We start from the raw sequence: 18,282 nt of genomic DNA, 5'->3' as shown, positions 1-18,282 counted from the left end.
AAAGACAGGAGACGACGATGCGCGACATCATGGGGATGATGGGCAAGGTCAAGGAAATGCAGGCCAAGATGGAAAAGATGCAGGCGGAAATCGCCGCGCTCGAAGTCGACGGCACCTCCGGCGGTGGCCTCGTCACCGTTCGCCTCGACGGCAAGGGCACCCTCAAGAGCCTGAAGATCGATCCCTCGCTGTTCAAGGAAGACGACGTCGAGATCCTCGAAGACTTGATCGTCGCCGCCCACAAGGACGCCAAGGACAAGGCCGAAGCCGTGCAGGCGGAAAAGACCCGCGAACTGACCGCCGGCCTGCCGATCCCGCCCGGCATGAAGCTGCCCTTCTGATCGTCTCCGGGCAGTAGGTTCGGGAAGCAGGGCGGTCTGCCGCCCGCAGCATTTGCGCGCCGGCGATGGTAGCCGCCGGGTACCGCGTCGATACCCGCCGCTTCGCGTGCGGGCGTTTCGAAGGCGATTCCGTTTCGGCGCGATATGGGCTAAAAGCGCCGCATGGCAAAACGAGTCACCGGCCCTGAAATCGAAAAACTCATCCAGCTCCTGGCGAAAGTGCCGGGGCTCGGACCGCGTTCGGCGCGCCGCGCCGCCCTGCATCTCGTCAAGAAGAAGGACCAGTTGCTGGGTCCGCTCGCCGACGCGATGGGCGAAGCGCACCGCAAGGTCCGCATCTGTTCCTGCTGCGGCAATGTCGATACGATCGATCCCTGCACCGTTTGTTCGGACGAGCGTCGCGACCACTCCGTGCTCATCGTTGTCGAGGACGTGTCCGATCTCTGGGCACTGGAACGCGCCGGCGCTATGAACGCCGCCTATCACGTGCTCGGCGGCACGCTCTCGCCGCTCGACGGCGTCGGCCCCGACGATCTCAACATCAAGGGTCTCGTCCAGCGCGTCGCCAATGGCGGCGTCCGCGAGCTGATCATCGCCGTCAATGCCACCGTCGAGGGCCAGACCACAGCGCACTACATCACCGACCAGCTCGAAGGCATGGAGGTGAAGATCACCCGGCTTGCCCATGGCGTGCCGGTCGGCGGCGAGCTCGACTATCTCGACGAGGGCACCTTGGCGGCTGCCCTTCGCGCCCGCACGTCGATCTGAGCGTCATTTCGGACGCTGCAATCCAACCGATGGGGAAGCCTTATGCTGAGACTTCTTTCACTGACGACCTTGCTGCTCTGTGGCTGGCTGGGGCTCGCGCAAGCCGCGACCAAAGCCGACGTCGAGGCGCAGTTTCGTACCTGGCTGCAGAATGATCTCTGGCCGGAGGCGAAGAAGGCCGGCATTTCCGCCGGATCCTTCAAGGCGGCGTTTTCCGACGTGAAGCTCAACTGGGACCTGCCGGATCTGGCGCCGCCAGGCTTCCCGAAGCCGAAGGAACAGAAGCAGAGCCAGGCGGAGTTTTCCTCGCCCGGAAACTACTTCTCGGAAAAGCGTCTGCAGGGGCTCGCCGCCACCGGCCGCAGCCTGGCTTCCACCCATGCGTCGACCCTGAAGAAGATCGAGCGCACCTATGGCGTGCCGGGCTCGGTGATCGTTGCCATCTGGGGCCGCGAATCCGGCTTCGGCCGCGCCAAGATCCCTTATCCGGTGGTCGATGTGCTCGCGACCAAGGCGTTTATGTCGACGCGGCCAGACCTGTTTCGCCGCGAGCTGATCGCGGCACTGCACATTCTCGACAGCGGCGATGTCGACGAGGCGGCGATGCGCGGCTCCTGGGCCGGCGCGATGGGTCAGCCGCAGTTCATGCCGTCGAGCTTCCTGCAATATGCCGTCGATTTCGATGGCGACGGCCGCCGCGACATCTGGAATTCGGTGCCAGACAGCCTGGCGTCGATCGCCAATTATCTGGTCAAGAAGGGCTGGCAGCGCGAGCGTGACTGGGGCTTCGAAGTATCGATTCCCGAAGCCGTCTCCTGCGCGCAGGAAGGGCCGGACCTCGCCCAGCCCCTGTCGAGTTGGGCGAACAAGGGGATCGTCAGGATTTCCGGCAAGGCCTTTCCGTCGCACGAATTGTCCGCATCTTCGATGATGCTGGTGCCCGCTGGTCGCCATGGGCCGGAGTTTATCGTCACGCCGAATTTCTACGTGCTCAAGGAATACAACAACTCCGACCTCTACGCGCTCTTCATCGGCAACCTCGCCGACCGCATTGCGACGGGCGGCGGCGCGTTCCGCGGCACCTGGGGCGACGTCGGCAACATGCTGCGCTCGGACGTTCTGAAGATGCAGAAGGCGCTGGTTGCCAAGGGCTACGACGTCGGCAAGGTCGATGGTCTCCCCGGCTACAAGACGCGCCGTTCGCTCGGCGACTGGCAGGCAAAGAGCGGCCTTGCCGCCACCTGCTTCCCCGATGCTTCGCTGAAGGCGAAGCTGCGGTAGAGCCAATTGCAGCCGGAGGCGCTGGTGCGCCGACTGCCGAAAAGAAAGGGCCCCGTCACCGGGGCCTTTTTCGTTGCATGGTCGGGATCGGCGCGAGGGCCGGCACAAGCTAGTGCATGTCCACATTCACCTGGCGCTTGTAGCGCTCGTAATGGGTCGGCACGATCGTCTGGCGCTCGATCATCCGGTGCACGCGCGGTGGTGCTTTGCCGCTATGCAGCGCCGTCAGCCTGTCGCCGACGGCCGCGTCCGCCTGGGTGCGCCGCTGGTTGTGACGCACATATTCGACCCAGGTCGGCACGTGGTAGGTCTCGGTCCAGGTGGTCGGGTTTTCAAGGTCGCGCATCAGCGCCCAGTGTCCGGCGCCGTCACGGATGCGGATGCGCCGCCGTTCCGCCATGGTTGTCAGGAACTCCGGGATATCGTCGTCGGCGATTTCGTAGTCGATCATGATGACGATCGGGCCGCTGCGCGGTTTCAGGTCCAGTTCGAGCGGCGGCTCGTTGAAGCGGTTCAGCGGATCGAGGTTGAGCGAGGTGAATTCCGGCAAGGGCAGGCGGAAGCCGACCACGACGCCGGCGAACATCAGCAGACAGGAGCCCATCAACGCGTTGGCCGCGCCATATTGCTCGGCGGCCGTACCCCAGAGCCAGCTGCCGCCGGCAATGCCGCCGAAGGTCATGGTCTGGTAGAGCGAAAGGGCGCGGCCAACCACCCAGCGCGGCGTCGACAGCTGCACCGTGGTGTTGAACAGCGACAGCGCCAGCACCCAACAGGCGCCGGAGATGAGCAGCACGAGACAGCTCAGCCAGGCATAGGTGCTCCAGGCCGTGATCGCGGCGCTGGCGGCAAAGCCGGTGAAGGCGATGCGCACGATCGCCTCGCTCGAAAGCTTCTCGCGCAGGCGGGCGGAGAGCAGCGCCCCGCCGATCGCGCCAAGGCCGAAGGCGCCGAGCATCAGGCCGTAGGTGAGCGGCCCACCCTGAACGAGGTCGCGGGCGACGAGCGGCAGAAGAGCGAGGATGGCGCTTGCCGAAAGGCCGAAAAGGAAGCCGCGCAAGAGAACCTTGCCGATGTTCGGCGACATCGCGACGTAGCGCAGGCCAGCCGAAATGGCGCGCCCCAGCGTCTCGCGCGGCAACGTGCTCGTCGGCACCTCGCGACGCCAGCGCACCAGCGCAAAGAGGATGGCGAAATAGCTGAGCGTATTGGCGAAGAACGCAGCCGCCGCACCGAGTGCCGCGACGATGGCGCCGCCGATCGCCGGGCCGACGCTTCGGGTGATGTTGAAGCCCATGCTGTTGAGCGCGACCGCTGCCGGCAGGTCTTCGCGCGGAACCATGTCGCCGACCGACGCCTGCCAGGACGGGTTGTTGAGCGCCGTGCCGCAGCCGATGAGGAAGGTGAAGAGCAGGAGCAGCCAGGGCGTGATCAGCCCGACATAGGCACAGATCGTCAAGAGCGCCGAGACGAAGAGCATGAAACACTGCGCCACCAGCATGATCCGCCGCCGGTCGAAATTGTCGGCAAGCGCGCCAGAGACAAGCGAGAAAAGCATGATCGGCAGCGAGGTCGAAGCCTGCACCAGCGCCACCATGTTCGCCGATGAGGAAATGGAGGTCATCAGCCAGGCGGCCCCGACCGATTGAATGAGGCCGCCGAAATTGGAGGCGAGGCTCGCGATCCATATCGTGCGGAAGATGTCGTGCTTGAAGGGGGCAAGCGGCGAAATACGGGTTGGCACCTCGTCTTCTCTCTTCGTTTCTTGATTGTCGTCTCGAAGCGGTTCGTCTCCTGTTATAGGCCCGACGACGCGAAGTGCCACCCGCTGAAACTGACCTTGTTGGCGAAGAGGCTCGCCGGCGGTTCGTCCGGCCATTTGCGTCGGACGGCCCAATGCCTTGCAATTTGCGGCGATGGGGCGTATATGAGCCTCAAATTCTTGATCGGTAGATGAAGAGTGGGCCCGTCAGGACCCGCTCTTTTTTATTAGCCGGTCCGATGAGGAGATGATCGTTTGTCCGATACGACAACGGCTGAAAATGCAAATGAACCCCGCCTGATCACCGAAACCGGTCTCGACCAGCGCGTCGCCGACATCATCGAGCCGGTGATCGTGCCGATGGGCTACCAGCTCGTGCGCGTGCGCATGTCGGGCCAGAACGGCATGACGCTGCAGATCATGGCAGAGCGCACCGACGGCACCATGACCGTCGAGGACTGCGAAGAGATCTCCAAGGCCATTTCGCCGGTGCTCGATGTGGAAGATCCGATCGACAAGGCGTATCATCTCGAAGTGTCGTCGCCGGGCATCGACCGCCCGATGGTGCGCAAGTCCGACTTCTTCCGCTGGCAGGGTCACCTGCTGAAATGCGAGACGTCGGTTCTGGTCGATGGCCGCAAGCGGTTCCGCGGCAAGATCGTTTCTGTCGATGACGACGGTTTCCGGCTTGAGCGCGACCAGGTGGCCTATGGCGAGGAGCCCGTCGTCGTGATCCCGTTCACCACGCTTTCCGAAGCGCGGCTGATCCTGACCGACGATCTGATCCGCGATGCGCTGACGGCCGACAAGAAGGCCAAGGCTGCGCGTGCCGCGAACGAGAATTTCGAAGACGAAGATTCACCTATTGAGGAATAAGTCGGGCGGAGCTTGAAAGCCCCCTGCAACCCAACGGAGACAAGACATGGCAGTCAGTGCTAACCGGCTCGAGCTTCTGCAGATCGCGGATGCTGTCGCGCGTGAAAAGGTGATCGACCGCGAGATCGTTCTGGCCGCGATGGCCGACGCGATCCAGAAGGCCGCCCGCTCGCGCTATGGGTCGGAATCGAACATCCGCGCCGACATCAACTCCAAGACTGGCGAAATCCGCCTGCAGCGTCTTCTGGAAGTGGTCGAGAAGGCTGACGACTACTCCACGCAGATCCCGCTCGAGCTTGCTCGCGATCGCAATCCGGACGCCAAGCTCGGTGACTTCATCGCCGACCCGCTGCCGCCGATGGATTTTGGCCGCATCGCCGCCCAGTCGGCCAAGCAGGTCATCGTGCAGAAGGTGCGTGAAGCCGAGCGCGACCGTCAGTTCGACGAGTTCAAGGATCGCGTCGGCGAGATCGTCAACGGCACGGTCAAGCGCGTCGAATACGGCAACGTCATCGTCGACCTCGGCCGTGGCGAAGGCATCATCCGTCGCGACGAGATGATCCCGCGCGAAAACATGCGCTACGGTGATCGCGTCCGCTCCTTCGTCTACGACGTTCGCCGCGAACAGCGCGGCCCGCAGATCTTCCTGTCGCGTACCCATCCGCAGTTCATGGTGAAGCTCTTCACCATGGAAGTGCCTGAAATTTACGACGGCATCATTCAGATCAAGTCGGTTGCCCGCGACCCGGGTTCGCGCGCCAAGATCGCGGTCGTCTCCAACGATAGCTCGATCGATCCGGTCGGCGCCTGCGTCGGTATGCGCGGTTCGCGCGTTCAGGCCGTCGTCGGCGAGTTGCAGGGCGAAAAGATCGACATCATTCCGTGGTCGCAGGATCCGGCGTCGTTCATCGTCAACGCGCTGCAGCCGGCGGAAGTCGCCAAGGTCGTTCTCGACGAAGACGCCGAGCGCATCGAAGTGGTCGTTCCCGACGAGCAGCTGTCGCTCGCCATCGGCCGACGCGGCCAGAACGTTCGCCTCGCTTCGCAGCTGACCGGCTGGGATATCGACATCCTGACCGAGCAGGAAGAGAGCGAGCGCCGCCAGAAGGAATTCACCGAGCGCACCAACCTCTTCATGGATGCGCTCGACGTCGACGAAATGGTCGGTCAGGTGCTGGCTTCGGAAGGCTTTGCCGCCGTCGAGGAGCTCGCCTATGTCGATCTCGACGAAATTGCGTCGATCGACGGTTTCGACGAAGAGACCGCCAACGAAATCCAGACCCGCGCTCGCGAGTACCTGGACCGGATCGAGGCGGAAATGGATGCCAAGCGCCGCGAACTCGGCGTTGCCGACGAACTGCGCTCAATCGACGGCCTGACGAGCCAGATGCTCGTTGCGCTGGGCGAAGAAGGCATCAAGACGGTCGAGGACTTTGCTGGTTGCGCCGCTGACGATCTCGTCGGCTGGAGCGAACGCAAGGACGGCGAGACCAAGCGTTTCGAAGGCACCTTCTCGAAGTTCGACGTCTCGCGCGCCGAAGCCGAAGCCATGATCGTTCAGGCCCGCCTCGCAGCCGGCTGGATCACGCAAGAGGACCTGGCAAGCGAAGAGGTCGAAGGTGAAGAGCCGATCGACGTTGCCGAAGGCGCCGAGCAGGACGCTTAAGGACGATGATCGCCTCTGATCATGCCGACAGCCTGCCTTCGGACGCCCTGCCCACGGATGGGGGGCCGAAGGATCGCAACGGCAGCACGCGGACCTGCATCGTCACCCGTGAAAGCGGTTCGCCAGACGAGTTGATCCGCTTCGTGGCTGGGCCAGACGGTCGCGTCGTTCCCGATCTGAAGCGTCAGCTTCCGGGGCGCGGCTGCTGGGTCAAGGCCGAGCGGGCGCTGATTGAGAAGGCGGTGGCGAAGAAGTTCTTCGCCCGCGCCCTGAAGGCGGACGTCAAGGCCGACGCGACGCTCGCCGACGATGTCGACCGGCTGCTCGCCGAGCAACTGGCCGGAATGATGAACATGGCGCGCAAGGCGGCCCAGTTCATCTCCGGCGCAACGAAGACGGAGCAGGCCGTCAGGGGACTGGCGGCACTCGCCGTGTTTCACGCGTCCGACGCTGCGGCCGACGGCGTGCGTAAGATAGACCAGGCCCGCAAGGCGATGAGCTTTGTGGCCGACGATGAAATGGAAATACCTTCGTTCCGTCCCTTCACCGGGGCGGAAATGGAGGGCCTTTTAGGAAGTAATGCTTTTATCCATGCCGCAGCGCTTGCAGGGCAGGCGGGTGAAGGTGTAGTGAAGCGCGCAATCATGCTCGAAAAGTACCGAGGATCCGTCCCGGTCCGGGCCGACGGCGGCGCTGGCAAGCCACAGCAATGACCCGCGTCACCGGCACAGTCTGGCATCGCGTACATTGTTTGAGACAATTTGGAAGACAGGGTCAGGTGATACGCATCCGGCCCTGATCGCTAGGAACGGAACGGAATGACCGACAACAACGACGACAAGACAGGCAGCGCAGCGGGCAAGAAGACGCTGACCCTGAAGCCCCACGGGGTTTCGCAGGGGACCGTGCGTCAGGACATGGGCCGTGGCCGCACCAAGGCGGTCGTGGTCGAAACCAAGAAACGCCCCTTCCACCGCCCCAAGGACGAGCGTCCGATCACACCGGTTGCTGCAGCTCCCGCTGCGCGCCCGGCCGATCAGCGCCCGGCTCAGCCGCAGCCTTCGGGTCGCCCGGCGCCGCAGCCGCAGCAGCATTCGACGCGTCAGGAAGCCAACCAGGCCAATCGTCCGCGCGTCGGTGTCGTTCTGAACCAGCTATCCGCCGGTGAGATCGATGCGCGCCGCCGTGCTCTGGCCGAAGCCCAGATCCGGGACGCCGAAGAAGCGGTCATCCGCGCTGAGAACGAAGCACGCCGCAAGCGTGAGGAAGAAGCCCGTCTCCAGCAGGAGAAGGAAGAAGCCGCACGCCGCGCTGCCGAGGAAGCAGCCCGCGCGGCGGCCGAGCCCGAAGCCAAAGCCGAAGTTAAGGCCGCAGAGGTTGTTGAAGAGCGCCCCGTGGCTGCTCGCGCACCGGCTTCCACCGAGCGTCGCGTTGACAGCCGCCCGCAGGCCGGACGGCCCGCCGACCAGGCAGGTGGACTTCCGACCCCGGCTCCGGCCGGCGCACTGCGCGGCCGTAAGGTCGACAACGAAAAGGATGACGATCGTGGTCCGCGTCCCGGCGCAGGTCCGGCGCGCGGCAAGGTCGTGCGTCCCGAGCCTGCCAAGGTTCCGGCCCGCCCGAAGGGCGACGACGGTCGCCGCCAGGGCAAGCTGACACTGACCACCGCTGCCGACGAGGATAGCGGCCAGCGCGCCCGTTCGCTGTCGGCCATGCGTCGCCGCCAGGAGAAGTTCAAGCGCAGCCAGATGCAGGAAACCCGCGAGAAGATTTCGCGCGAAGTCATCCTGCCCGAGACCATCACCATTCAGGAGCTGTCGCAGCGCATGTCTGAGCGCGCCGTTGACGTCATCAAGTTCCTGATGAAGGAAGGTCAGATGATGAAGCCCGGCGATCTGATCGATGCCGACCTGGCCGAACTCATCGCCGGCGAATTCGGCCACACGGTCAAGCGCGTTTCGGAATCCGACGTCGAAGAGGGCATCTTCAACGTTTCGGACACGGACGAAGAAATGGAACCGCGTCCGCCGATCGTCACGATCATGGGTCACGTCGACCACGGCAAGACCTCGCTGCTCGATGCGATCCGCCACGCCAACGTGGTGGCCGGCGAAGCCGGTGGCATCACCCAGCACATCGGCGCCTACCAGGTCGAGCAGAACGGCAACAAGATCACCTTCATCGACACCCCCGGCCACGCGGCGTTCACCGCCATGCGTGCTCGCGGTGCCCAGGCGACCGACATCGCGATCCTGGTGGTTGCGGCTGACGACAGCGTGATGCCGCAGACGATCGAATCGATCAACCACGCCAAGGCGGCCGGTGTTCCGATCATCGTGGCGATCAACAAGGTCGACAAGCCGTCGGCAAATCCGCAGAAGGTTCGCACCGAGCTGCTGCAGCACGAAGTCTTCGTCGAATCCATGGGCGGTGAAGTCCTCGACGTGGAAGTGTCCGCCAAGAACGGCACCAACCTCGACAAGCTGCTCGAAGCGATCCTGCTTCAGGCGGAAATCCTCGACCTGCGCGCCAATCCGAACCGGACGGCCGAAGGTACGGTCGTGGAAGCCGAGCTTGACCGCGGTCGCGGTGCGGTTGCCACCGTCCTCGTACAGAAGGGCACGTTGCGTCCGGGCCAGATCATCGTCGCCGGTGACCAGTGGGGCCGTGTGCGGGCGCTCGTCAACGACAAGGGCGAACACGTCAAGGAAGCCGGTCCGTCCATGCCGGTCGAGGTTCTCGGCCTGTCCGGTACGCCGGCAGCCGGCGACAAGTTCGCCGTCGTGGAGAACGAAAGCCGTGCTCGCGAGATCTCCGAGTACCGCCAGCGTCTCGCCCGCGAGAAGCAGGTTGCCCGTCAGTCCGGCTCGCGCGGTTCGCTCGAGCAGATGATGACCCAGCTCCAGACCTCCGGTCTCAAGGAGTTCCCGCTGGTCATCAAGGGCGACGTGCAGGGTTCGATCGAAGCGATCGCCGGTGCTCTCGACAAGCTCGGAACCGACGAAGTGCGTGCGCGCATCGTGCATTCGGGTGCCGGCGGTATCACCGAGTCCGATATCTCGCTCGCCGAGGCATCGAACGCCGCGATCATCGGCTTCAACGTCCGCGCCAACTCGCAGGCCCGTTCGGCCGCCGAGCGTGCCGGCATCGAAATCCGCTACTACAACATCATCTACGATCTGGTGGATGACGTGAAGGCGGCGATGTCGGGCCTGCTCTCGCCGGAGCGTCGCGAAACCTTCCTCGGCAACGCCGAGATCCTGGAGGTGTTCAACATCACCAAGGTCGGCAAGGTCGCGGGTTGCCGCGTCACCGAAGGCAAGGTCGAGCGTGGCGTCGGTGTCCGTCTGGTTCGCGACAACGTCGTTATCCACGAAGGCAAGCTCAAGACCCTCAAGCGCTTCAAGGACGAAGTCTCGGAAGTCAATGTCGGTCAGGAATGCGGCATGGCCTTCGAGAACTACGAAGACATCCGCGCCGGCGATACGATCGAGTGCTTCCGCGTCGAGCATATCACCCGGACGCTCTAATGGGCCTGAAAGCCCGGCAAATCTGCACAACGGCGGCCCTGGCCGCTGTTGTGTCGTTTTGGTGGACGCCGGCCTTCGCGGAAGTCTGCGACAAGATCTATCCCGAATGGGATGGTCAGAAATTCTCGGTTCTCAACGAGGTGGCCGCTTTTCTGACCAATTGGGTCGGCCTGGCGGCGCTTTTCTGTCTGGTTACCGGTTCAGCGGTTTTGCGCCTTCGGGCGCTGCTTTGGGTCGGGAGCCTTCTCGGCGGCCTCCTCCTCCTGGTGGCCATCACGTCCTGGGGAGATGCCGAGCACCAGGTATGGCAGTCGGCCATCAATGAGGGTTGCGCACATCCGCAGTTCGAACTGATCCAATTGCTGTCCGCGCTCGTGTTGACGGCTACGGGCGTCTTTCTGGGACTGCGTCGAAGAAAGCGGGCGCAGGCAATCAGAGCTACCCGTGCCTGAGGCACGGAAGGTATATTACGCTGAAGAGTAAAACGGTTTGCCGCCCCGAGCGGGCGCAATACCTTGGAAAGCAACGACCATGAGCAAAGCCACATCCTCTGCCCCCTCACAGCGCATGCTGCGCGTCGGCGAACAGGTGCGCGCTGCCATCACCCAGGTTCTGCAACGCGGCGAGGTCCGCGATCCGGTGATCGAGAAGACCGTCATCGCGATTTCGGAGGTGCGCATGTCACCGGATCTGAAGATCGCCACGGCCTATGTCACGCCGCTTGGCGTGCCCAACCATGCCGAGGTCATCGACGCGCTCAACCGCAATGCCAAGTACATTCGCGGCCGCCTCGGTCCGCAGCTCCGGCAGATGAAATACATGCCCGACGTTCGTTTCCGCGACGATACGAGCTTCGACAATTACAAGAAGATCGACGAGCTCTTGCGTTCGCCGGAAGTCAGCCGCGATCTCGACCAGACCAGCGAAGACGAAGAATAGTAGATTTCATGTCCAAACCGCGTAAGCCCAAGGGCCGCCCGATCTCGGGCTGGCTGATCCTCGACAAGCCGCTCGACTTCGGCTCCACCGAAGCCGTCTCGAAGATCAAGTGGCTGTTCAAGGCCCAGAAGGCCGGCCATGCCGGCACGCTCGATCCGCTGGCCTCCGGCATGTTGCCGATCGCGCTTGGCGATGCGACGAAGACCGTTCCTTACGTCATGGACGGCCGCAAGATCTACGAATTCACCGTCGCCTGGGGCGAGGAACGCTCCACCGACGATCTCGAAGGCGAAGTAACCCATTCCTCGGCCGAACGGCCGAACGAAGAGGCAATCCGCGCGCTTCTGCCGAAATACACCGGCGTCATCAGCCAGGTGCCGCCGCAGTTCTCGGCGATCAAGATCGATGGCGAGCGCGCCTATGATCTCGCCCGCGACGGCGAGACGGTCGAAATCCCGGCCCGCGAGGTCGAGGTCCACCGGCTGACTCTGCTGGGTGCCGCACCCAACCTGGCCCACTTCGAAATCGAATGCGGCAAGGGCACTTATGTGCGCTCGCTCGCCCGCGACATGGGCCGCGACCTCGGCTGTTTCGGCCACATCGCGTCGCTGCGCCGCACCTTCGTCGCGCCCTTCGGCGAAGAGGACATGGTGCCGCTTGCCGACCTGGTGGCGTTGGAAAAGATCGAGGACGACCAGGAACGTCTGGCGGCACTCGACGCCTATCTGATCGAGACCGGCGAGGCGCTTTCCAGCCTGCCGCACGTGCCTGTCAATGACGACCAGGCGCACCGTCTCAGGATGGGCAATCCCATTATCCTGCGCGGCCGCGACGCACCGCTGGCGACGCCCGAGGCCTATGCCACGGCGCGCGGCAAGCTGGTCGCGATCGGTGAGATCGCCGAGGGCGAATTCCGCCCCAAGCGCGTCTTCGCCGGAAGCTAAGCACCCGGAACCATTTGCCTTTGCTTTATCCTTGACGCATGATCCCGGCATGGGTTCCCAGTCCATCCGAGGTGATTCCGTTTCCGTATCGCGTTCCGTTGCCGTTTGGCGGTTGCGCCGCTTGCGGCGGCGTGCGCCGAAGGCGTTGATGCCAACGGCAGGGAACCGCAAGGGACGTTGCAGGTGACCGGTGTGACGGAGGAAGGAAAGCGCAGGGCAAGCGATGGCCTGGCGGCGATGGTTGATCGCGCCCGTCATCGGCTGACCCGCCCGTTCAGTTTCTATCTGACGTCGCTGCTGCTGGTCGCCATCGTTCCGGCCTTCATCTTTTCGCTGGTCGTGCTGAAGCGCAGCGTCGACGCGCAGGAACAGGTCATCACCTCGCTGCTGCAGGCCTCGACCGGATCGGTGACGCGCATCGTCGAGCGCGATATCGAGGGCATGTTGACGACGCTGAAGGTGCTGTCGACCTCGCGGGCGATCGAGGACGACAATTTGCAAGCCTTCTACGAGAGAGCCTCGACGGCGCTCGCGCAGACGGATTCCTACCTGATCGTCATAGATCGCAAGCACGAGCAGCGGCTTAACACCCGCGTCCCCTTCGGCACTGAGCTTGGCAAGGGGTCGGATGCGGACTCCATCGAGCGCGCCTTCACCAATAGCGGCGCGCCGCTCGTCTCCAACGTCTTCTTCGGCAAGACCGCCGGAAAATGGGTGTTCAACGTTTATCTGCCGGCAAAACTCTCGACCGGTGAGGAGTATCTGCTGGCGTTGACGCAAAACGCTGAGAACATGGCCAAGGCCGTCAACCGCGATACGCTGTCGCCTGGTTGGAACGCGGCCCTCGTCGACGGCGCGGGAAAGGTCATCATCTCCTCGGACGCGGCGGTCAAGGCCGGGGAGCCGTTCTTCCTCGACAAGGTTCCGGCGATCAGCATCGGCGTTCGCAACATCAAGGAGAACGGCACGGAGTACCGGGTGGCGACCGAATTCTCGGTGATCACCGGCTGGCGGATCATCGCTTGGGCGCCGCGGGCGATCGTCGATGCTCCGGCCGTCTGGTCGTTCCTGTGGCTTTCGCTCGGCGGCATCATCTTTGCCGGCATCGCGATCGCCGGTTCGCTGGCAATCGCGCGGCTGTTGTCGCAGGGCGTCAAGCTCGTGGCGCAGGATGCCCGCCGCCTTGGCGCCGGCGAGCGGATCGAGCCGCGCCCGCATATGATCGCCGAGGTCGAACAGGTCTCGGCAGCTCTGGCCCGTGCGGCGGCCGCGCGCACCAAGGCGGAGAGCGAAATCCGTTTCTTGATGCGCGAGGTGGCGCACCGCTCGAAGAACCAGCTGACGGTGATCCAGTCCATGCTGAACCAGTCGGTCTATTCGGCCGAGAGTGCCGCTGATTTCGCCGACAGTTTCCGCAAGCGCATCGCCGGGCTCGCCCGCTCCACCGACCTTATGATCGCCAACGCCGCCCAAGGGGTCGATTTCCGGGAACTGGCCCAGAACCAGCTTCAGCCATTCACGCCTGACGATCCGAGGCGGGTGATCCTGTCCGGCCCGCCTTTGCGGCTCGAGACCCAGATCGCCCAGACGCTCGGCATGGCGCTGCACGAGCTCGCGACCAATGCGACCAAGTATGGCGCGCTCGCCAACACGTCAGGCGTCGTCAAGCTGAGCTGGTCGCTGGAGGATGAGGGCATTGCCATACGCTGGCGGGAGGAGGGGGCCGATCTCGCGGGCAAGCCCTCAGATCCGATCCGCAAGGGGTTTGGCACGCTCGTGCTCGAACGCATGCTCGGCATGGCCCTGAATGCGGGGCTCGAGCGGATGATGCATGCCGACGGCATCGAGTGGCGGATCACCGTGCCGCGACCGGCCGAAGGGGATGACGTGCCATGACCTGCCGCCGTCACTTTTTCTCCCTCGATCGGGGCCGAACTCCTCCCGATCGCGGCCGAATGAAATCGCCGCCGATGCACCCGTTCCCGACCGGCAATTGAGGCCTTCCGCCGGCCCTCCCGGGCGCCGGTCCATGACCCTTTCCTTTTTCATCCAATTCGTTTATAGGCACGCCAGCAAAAGGCGCATGCCCGTTGCATTCACGGCCGCAGCTGGACGACATCCCGGCTGACGGCGTCCCGAAATCCTCGAAATCGAAAGGATCATCCGATGTCGATTGCTGCAGAGCGTAAGGCTCAGCTCATCAAGGAATTTGCAACCGTTGAAGGCGACACCGGTTCTCCGGAAGTCCAGGTTGCTATCCTGACGGAACGGATCAACAACCTGACCGAACACTTCAAGGGCCACAAGAAGGATAACCATTCCCGCCGTGGTCTGCTCGCGATGGTTTCCAGCCGTCGTTCGCTCCTCGACTATCTGAAGAAGAAAGACGAAGCGCGCTACACCAAGCTGATCGGTGCCCTGGGCATCCGTCGCTAAGCGACTTATCCGGCGGGTCTTTGCGGCCCGCCGGCTTTTTTATGGAGCGTTGAACGCTCGACGATTAAACTCTCCAGCCGCATAGGAACGTGGCTAAACGAGAGAATCCAGCGAGCCGGATGGGCCGGTATCGCGGATCAACCGATGGCCCGTCATGGGGCAGGATTGCAGGATGCTTCGGCCCCTGCTTGCCGGAAACGCCGCTGAAAGCGGATGGTCGGGCAAAGCGGAAAACAGCCGATTAAAGCGTGAAGCCTCCCGTTGTCTTGCCCGTGATGCGCCATTTCATGCGGCCCTTCGACCGCCCGCGCTGTAACAGCCGCGGAGAGGTCCGCCGCACACGAAGGACAGAACATGTTCGATACCCACAAGGTTGAAATCGAATGGGCTGGGCGTCCGCTCAAGCTCGAAACCGGCAAGATCGCCCGTCAGGCTGACGGCGCCGTTCTCGCCACCTACGGCGAAACCGTCGTTCTCGCCACCGTCGTTTCGGCCAAGTCGCCGAAGCCGGGCCAGGACTTCTTCCCGCTGACCGTCAACTACCAGGAAAAGACCTACGCCGCCGGCAAGATCCCGGGTGGCTACTTCAAGCGCGAAGGTCGTCCGAGCGAAAACGAAACGCTCGTCTCGCGCCTGATCGACCGTCCGATCCGTCCGCTCTTCCCCGATGGCTACAAGAACGACACCCAGGTCATCGTCACGGTCATGCAGCATGACCTCGAAAACAACCCCGACGTCCTGTCGATGGTCGCCGCTTCTGCAGCGCTGACGCTGTCGGGCATCCCCTTCATGGGCCCGATCGGTGGCGCGCGCGTCGGCTACATCAACGGCCAGTACGTTCTGAACCCGCATCTCGACGAGATGGACGAATCGACCCTCGACCTCGTCGTCGCCGGCACCCAGGAAGCGGTGCTGATGGTCGAATCCGAAGCCAAGGAACTGCCGGAAGACGTTATGCTCGGCGCCGTCGTCTTCGGTCAGAAGGGCTTCCAGCCGGTCATCGACGCCATCATCAAGCTCGCTGAAGTCGCTGCCAAGGAGCCGCGCGAATTCGAAGCCGAAGATCATTCCGCTCTCGAAAACGCCATGCTCTCGCTTGCCGAAGACGAGCTGCGCAACGCCTACAAGATCACCGAGAAGGCTGCCCGTTACGCTGCCGTCGACGCCGTCAAGGCCAAGGTGAAGGCGCACTTCCTGCCTGAGGGCATCGAGAACCCGGCCCATTCGGCCGAAGAAATCGGCGCCGTCTTCAAGCACCTGCAGGCCAAGATCGTTCGCTGGAACATCCTCGACACCAAGAGCCGCATCGACGGCCGCGATCTGGAAACCGTTCGCCCGATCGTGTCGGAAGTCGGCGTTCTGCCGCGCACCCACGGTTCGGCGCTGTTCACCCGCGGCGAAACGCAGGCGATCGTCGTTGCCACGCTCGGTACCGGCGAAGACGAACAGTACGTCGACAGCCTGACCGGCATGTACAAAGAACGCTTCATGCTGCACTACAACTTCCCGCCCTTCTCGGTCGGCGAAACCGGCCGCATGGGCTCCCCGGGCCGCCGCGAAATCGGTCACGGCAAGCTCGCCTGGCGCGCTATCCGCCCGATGCTCCCGGAAGCCGAGCAGTTCCCCTACACGTTGCGCGTCGTTTCCGAGATCACCGAGTCCAACGGCTCGTCCTCGATGGCCACCGTCTGCGGCACCTCGCTCGCTCTCATGGACGCCGGCGTTCCGCTCGCAAAGCCGGTTGCCGGTATCGCCATGGGCCTGATCAAGGAAGATGAGCGCTTCGCCGTTCTCTCCGACATCCTCGGCGACGAAGACCACCTCGGCGACATGGACTTCAAGGTTGCCGGTACCGACGCCGGCATCACCTCGCTCCAGATGGACATCAAGATCGAGGGCATCACCGAAGAGATCATGGGCATCGCGCTCAACCAGGCCAAGGGCGGCCGTCTCCACATCCTCGGCGAAATGGCCAAGGCCATTTCCGAAAGCCGTGGCCAGCTCGGCGAGTTCGCCCCGCGCATCGAAGTCATGAACATTCCGGTCGACAAGATCCGCGAAGTCATCGGTTCGGGCGGCAAGGTCATCCGCGAAATCGTCGAAAAGACCGGCGCCAAGATCAACATCGAAGACGACGGCACCGTGAAGATCGCCTCCTCGTCCGGCAAGGAAATCGAAGCGGCCCGCAAGTGGATCCACTCGATCGTTGCCGAACCGGAAGTCGGCCAGGTCTACGAAGGTACCGTTGTGAAGACCGCCGACTTCGGCGCCTTCGTCAACTTCTTCGGCGCCCGTGACGGTCTCGTCCACATCTCGCAGCTCGCCTCCGAGCGCGTCGCCAAGACGACCGACGTCGTCAAGGAAGGCGACAAGGTTTGGGTCAAGCTCATGGGCTTCGACGAGCGCGGCAAGGTTCGCCTGTCGATGAAGGTCGTTGACCAGGCCACCGGCAAGGAAATCGTTGCCGAAAAGTCTGAAAAGAAGGGCGACGGCGAAGCCGCTGAATAAGCGCGCTTCACCCGAATGCATTCGGGGCGCGGGGCGGATCGCTCCGCGCCCCTTTCTTATAGCAAGATGACGGATAGACCGATGAGCCGAGATTCGTTGAAGACCCTGTTTTACCCGTTCGACAGCGGCGTGATCGACCCGCCGGGCGAGGGCGAGCGCGTGCTGTTCCTCGGCGCCGAGGCGGGCTACAGGCTGCCGCAGGGCTTCGAGGCGTCGATCTCGGCGGTGCAGCCGCTGCGGCCGCTCTATCGCGCCCTGGAAGCCGCCCGCGCCGACGTGGCGCCTGAAATCACCGGCGAGGACTACGACGTCACGCTGGTGCTTGCGGGCAAGCACAAGGGCGAGAACGAGGACCGGATCGCCGAGGCGCTGAAGCGCACACGCGAGGGCGGTCTGATCGTCGTTGCCGGCGGCAAGGAAGACGGCATCCAGTCGCTGAAGAAGCGGATCGCCAAGTTTGAATGGGACGGCGACCACCTGCCGAAGTATCACGGCGTCGCCTTCTGGTTCACCCGTCCGCAAGATATTGCCGATGCCGTGCACAAGCTTGCCAAGGTTCCGGTGCGCGTCGATGGCCTGTACGAGGCGTCGCCCGGCATGTTCTCGCACGATCGCGTCGATGCAGGCTCGGAACTGCTCGCCTCGCGTCTGCCGATCGATTTCCATGGCCATGCCGCCGATTTCGGCGCCGGCTGGGGCTATCTCGCGGCGAAGCTCGCCCAGGCGTCTCCCGGCACCAAGGGCATCGACCTGTTTGAGGCCGATCACGAAGCGCTCGAGGCGGCCCGTGTCAACATGATGGCGAACGCGCCGCGCATGCCGGCACGCTTCTACTGGTTCGACCTGACGAGCGAAGAGCCGCGCGACAAATACGACCTCATCGTCATGAACCCGCCCTTCCATGAAGGCCACGCGGCTGAGCCGTCGCTCGGCGTCGCCATCATCAAGACGGCGCTGAAGGCGCTGAAGCAGGGTGGCAAGCTGATGATGGTCGCCAATCGTGGCCTTCCCTACGAGCAGGTGCTGGCGGAAAATTCCAAGGAATATGGCGAGACCTGCCGCAACGCCCGATTCAAGGTGCTCTGGGCCAAGCGCTGAGACGCCGCAGGACGCATTTTGCGCCATCCGAGAATGGAAAAAGCCGGGCAGATGACCCGGCTTTTTTGCATCTGGCTGCAAGTCAGAGTTAGCCCGTTGCCTTCGTCGCAGATCCGGCTCACCATGTGCCCGG

General features: G+C 63.6%; 15 protein-coding genes. 14 read left to right on the top strand and 1 reads right to left on the bottom strand.

Annotation, left to right across the window (positions count from 1 at the left end; genetic code table 11):
* Nucleotides 1-17 precede the first annotated feature (17 nt).
* From OVA00_RS18480 to OVA00_RS18470, 3 genes are all read left to right on the top strand, one after another.
* Nucleotides 18-341, top strand: coding sequence for a YbaB/EbfC family nucleoid-associated protein (locus OVA00_RS18480; protein WP_029742357.1), 324 nt, complete (start codon nucleotides 18-20; stop codon nucleotides 339-341).
* Nucleotides 342-503: 162 nt separating this feature from the next.
* On the top strand, nucleotides 504-1,109 hold the full coding sequence (gene recR, locus OVA00_RS18475) for a recombination mediator RecR (RefSeq protein ID WP_029742358.1): 606 nt from the start codon (nucleotides 504-506) through the stop codon (nucleotides 1,107-1,109).
* A 42-nt stretch (nucleotides 1,110-1,151) separates the two neighbouring features.
* The gene (locus OVA00_RS18470; RefSeq protein ID WP_029742359.1) at nucleotides 1,152-2,390 is read left to right on the top strand and encodes a lytic murein transglycosylase; all 1,239 of its coding nucleotides are present in this window, start codon (nucleotides 1,152-1,154) and stop codon (nucleotides 2,388-2,390) included.
* A gap of 109 nt (nucleotides 2,391-2,499) precedes the next feature.
* On the opposite strand, the gene OVA00_RS18465 is transcribed toward OVA00_RS18470, so the two are convergent.
* Nucleotides 2,500-4,134, bottom strand: a complete 1,635-nt coding sequence (locus OVA00_RS18465; RefSeq protein ID WP_029742360.1) for an MFS transporter — start codon at nucleotides 4,132-4,134, stop codon at nucleotides 2,500-2,502.
* Nucleotides 4,135-4,407: 273 nt separating this feature from the next.
* On the opposite strand from OVA00_RS18465, the gene rimP reads away from it, so the two are divergent.
* The 11 genes from rimP to OVA00_RS18410 all read left to right on the top strand — a co-directional run bounded on the left by rimP (nucleotide 4,408) and on the right by OVA00_RS18410 (nucleotide 18,149).
* Nucleotides 4,408-5,028 (top strand): ribosome maturation factor RimP, encoded by a 621-nt coding sequence (gene rimP / locus OVA00_RS18460; RefSeq protein ID WP_029742361.1) that lies wholly within the window; start codon nucleotides 4,408-4,410, stop codon nucleotides 5,026-5,028.
* 46 nt (nucleotides 5,029-5,074) lie between these two features.
* Nucleotides 5,075-6,694 (top strand): transcription termination factor NusA, encoded by a 1,620-nt coding sequence (gene nusA, locus OVA00_RS18455; protein WP_113293211.1) that lies wholly within the window; start codon nucleotides 5,075-5,077, stop codon nucleotides 6,692-6,694.
* Between the two features lie 5 nt (nucleotides 6,695-6,699).
* Nucleotides 6,700-7,407: an RNA-binding protein gene (locus OVA00_RS18450; protein WP_029742363.1), complete on the top strand. Its 708-nt coding sequence runs from the start codon at nucleotides 6,700-6,702 to the stop codon at nucleotides 7,405-7,407.
* A 105-nt stretch (nucleotides 7,408-7,512) separates the two neighbouring features.
* Nucleotides 7,513-10,224: a translation initiation factor IF-2 gene (infB, locus tag OVA00_RS18445; protein ID WP_034804758.1), complete on the top strand. Its 2,712-nt coding sequence runs from the start codon at nucleotides 7,513-7,515 to the stop codon at nucleotides 10,222-10,224.
* Nucleotides 10,224-10,676: a hypothetical protein gene (locus tag OVA00_RS18440; protein WP_112770691.1), complete on the top strand. Its 453-nt coding sequence runs from the start codon at nucleotides 10,224-10,226 to the stop codon at nucleotides 10,674-10,676. The genes infB and OVA00_RS18440 overlap by 1 nt, the downstream gene beginning before the upstream one ends.
* A 79-nt stretch (nucleotides 10,677-10,755) precedes the next feature.
* On the top strand, nucleotides 10,756-11,163 hold the full coding sequence (gene rbfA, locus OVA00_RS18435) for a 30S ribosome-binding factor RbfA (protein ID WP_029742366.1): 408 nt from the start codon (nucleotides 10,756-10,758) through the stop codon (nucleotides 11,161-11,163).
* An 8-nt stretch (nucleotides 11,164-11,171) separates the two neighbouring features.
* Nucleotides 11,172-12,107, top strand: a complete 936-nt coding sequence (gene truB, locus OVA00_RS18430) for a tRNA pseudouridine(55) synthase TruB (RefSeq protein WP_034804752.1) — start codon at nucleotides 11,172-11,174, stop codon at nucleotides 12,105-12,107.
* A gap of 183 nt (nucleotides 12,108-12,290) precedes the next feature.
* Complete coding sequence (locus OVA00_RS18425; RefSeq protein ID WP_268089438.1) at nucleotides 12,291-14,003, top strand: sensor histidine kinase; 1,713 nt, start codon at nucleotides 12,291-12,293, stop codon at nucleotides 14,001-14,003.
* Nucleotides 14,004-14,273: 270 nt separating this feature from the next.
* A complete protein-coding gene (gene rpsO / locus OVA00_RS18420) occupies nucleotides 14,274-14,543 on the top strand; it encodes a 30S ribosomal protein S15 (protein WP_029742369.1) in 270 nt (89 codons plus the stop codon).
* 354 nt (nucleotides 14,544-14,897) lie between these two features.
* Nucleotides 14,898-17,051 carry a polyribonucleotide nucleotidyltransferase gene (gene pnp / locus OVA00_RS18415; protein ID WP_029742370.1) on the top strand — a complete coding sequence of 718 codons (2,154 nt, stop codon included), beginning with the start codon at nucleotides 14,898-14,900 and terminating at the stop codon, nucleotides 17,049-17,051.
* Between the two features lie 81 nt (nucleotides 17,052-17,132).
* Nucleotides 17,133-18,149 carry a class I SAM-dependent methyltransferase gene (locus OVA00_RS18410; RefSeq protein WP_112770690.1) on the top strand — a complete coding sequence of 339 codons (1,017 nt, stop codon included), beginning with the start codon at nucleotides 17,133-17,135 and terminating at the stop codon, nucleotides 18,147-18,149.
* Nucleotides 18,150-18,282: the final 133 nt, after the last annotated feature.

The sequence above is a fragment of the Ensifer sp. SL37 genome, assembly GCF_026672675.1.
Classification (GTDB): Bacteria; Pseudomonadota; Alphaproteobacteria; order Rhizobiales; family Rhizobiaceae; genus Ensifer; species Ensifer adhaerens.
Note: the sequence above shows the minus strand (reverse complement) of the source record. Positions and strands in the feature narration are given on the sequence as shown.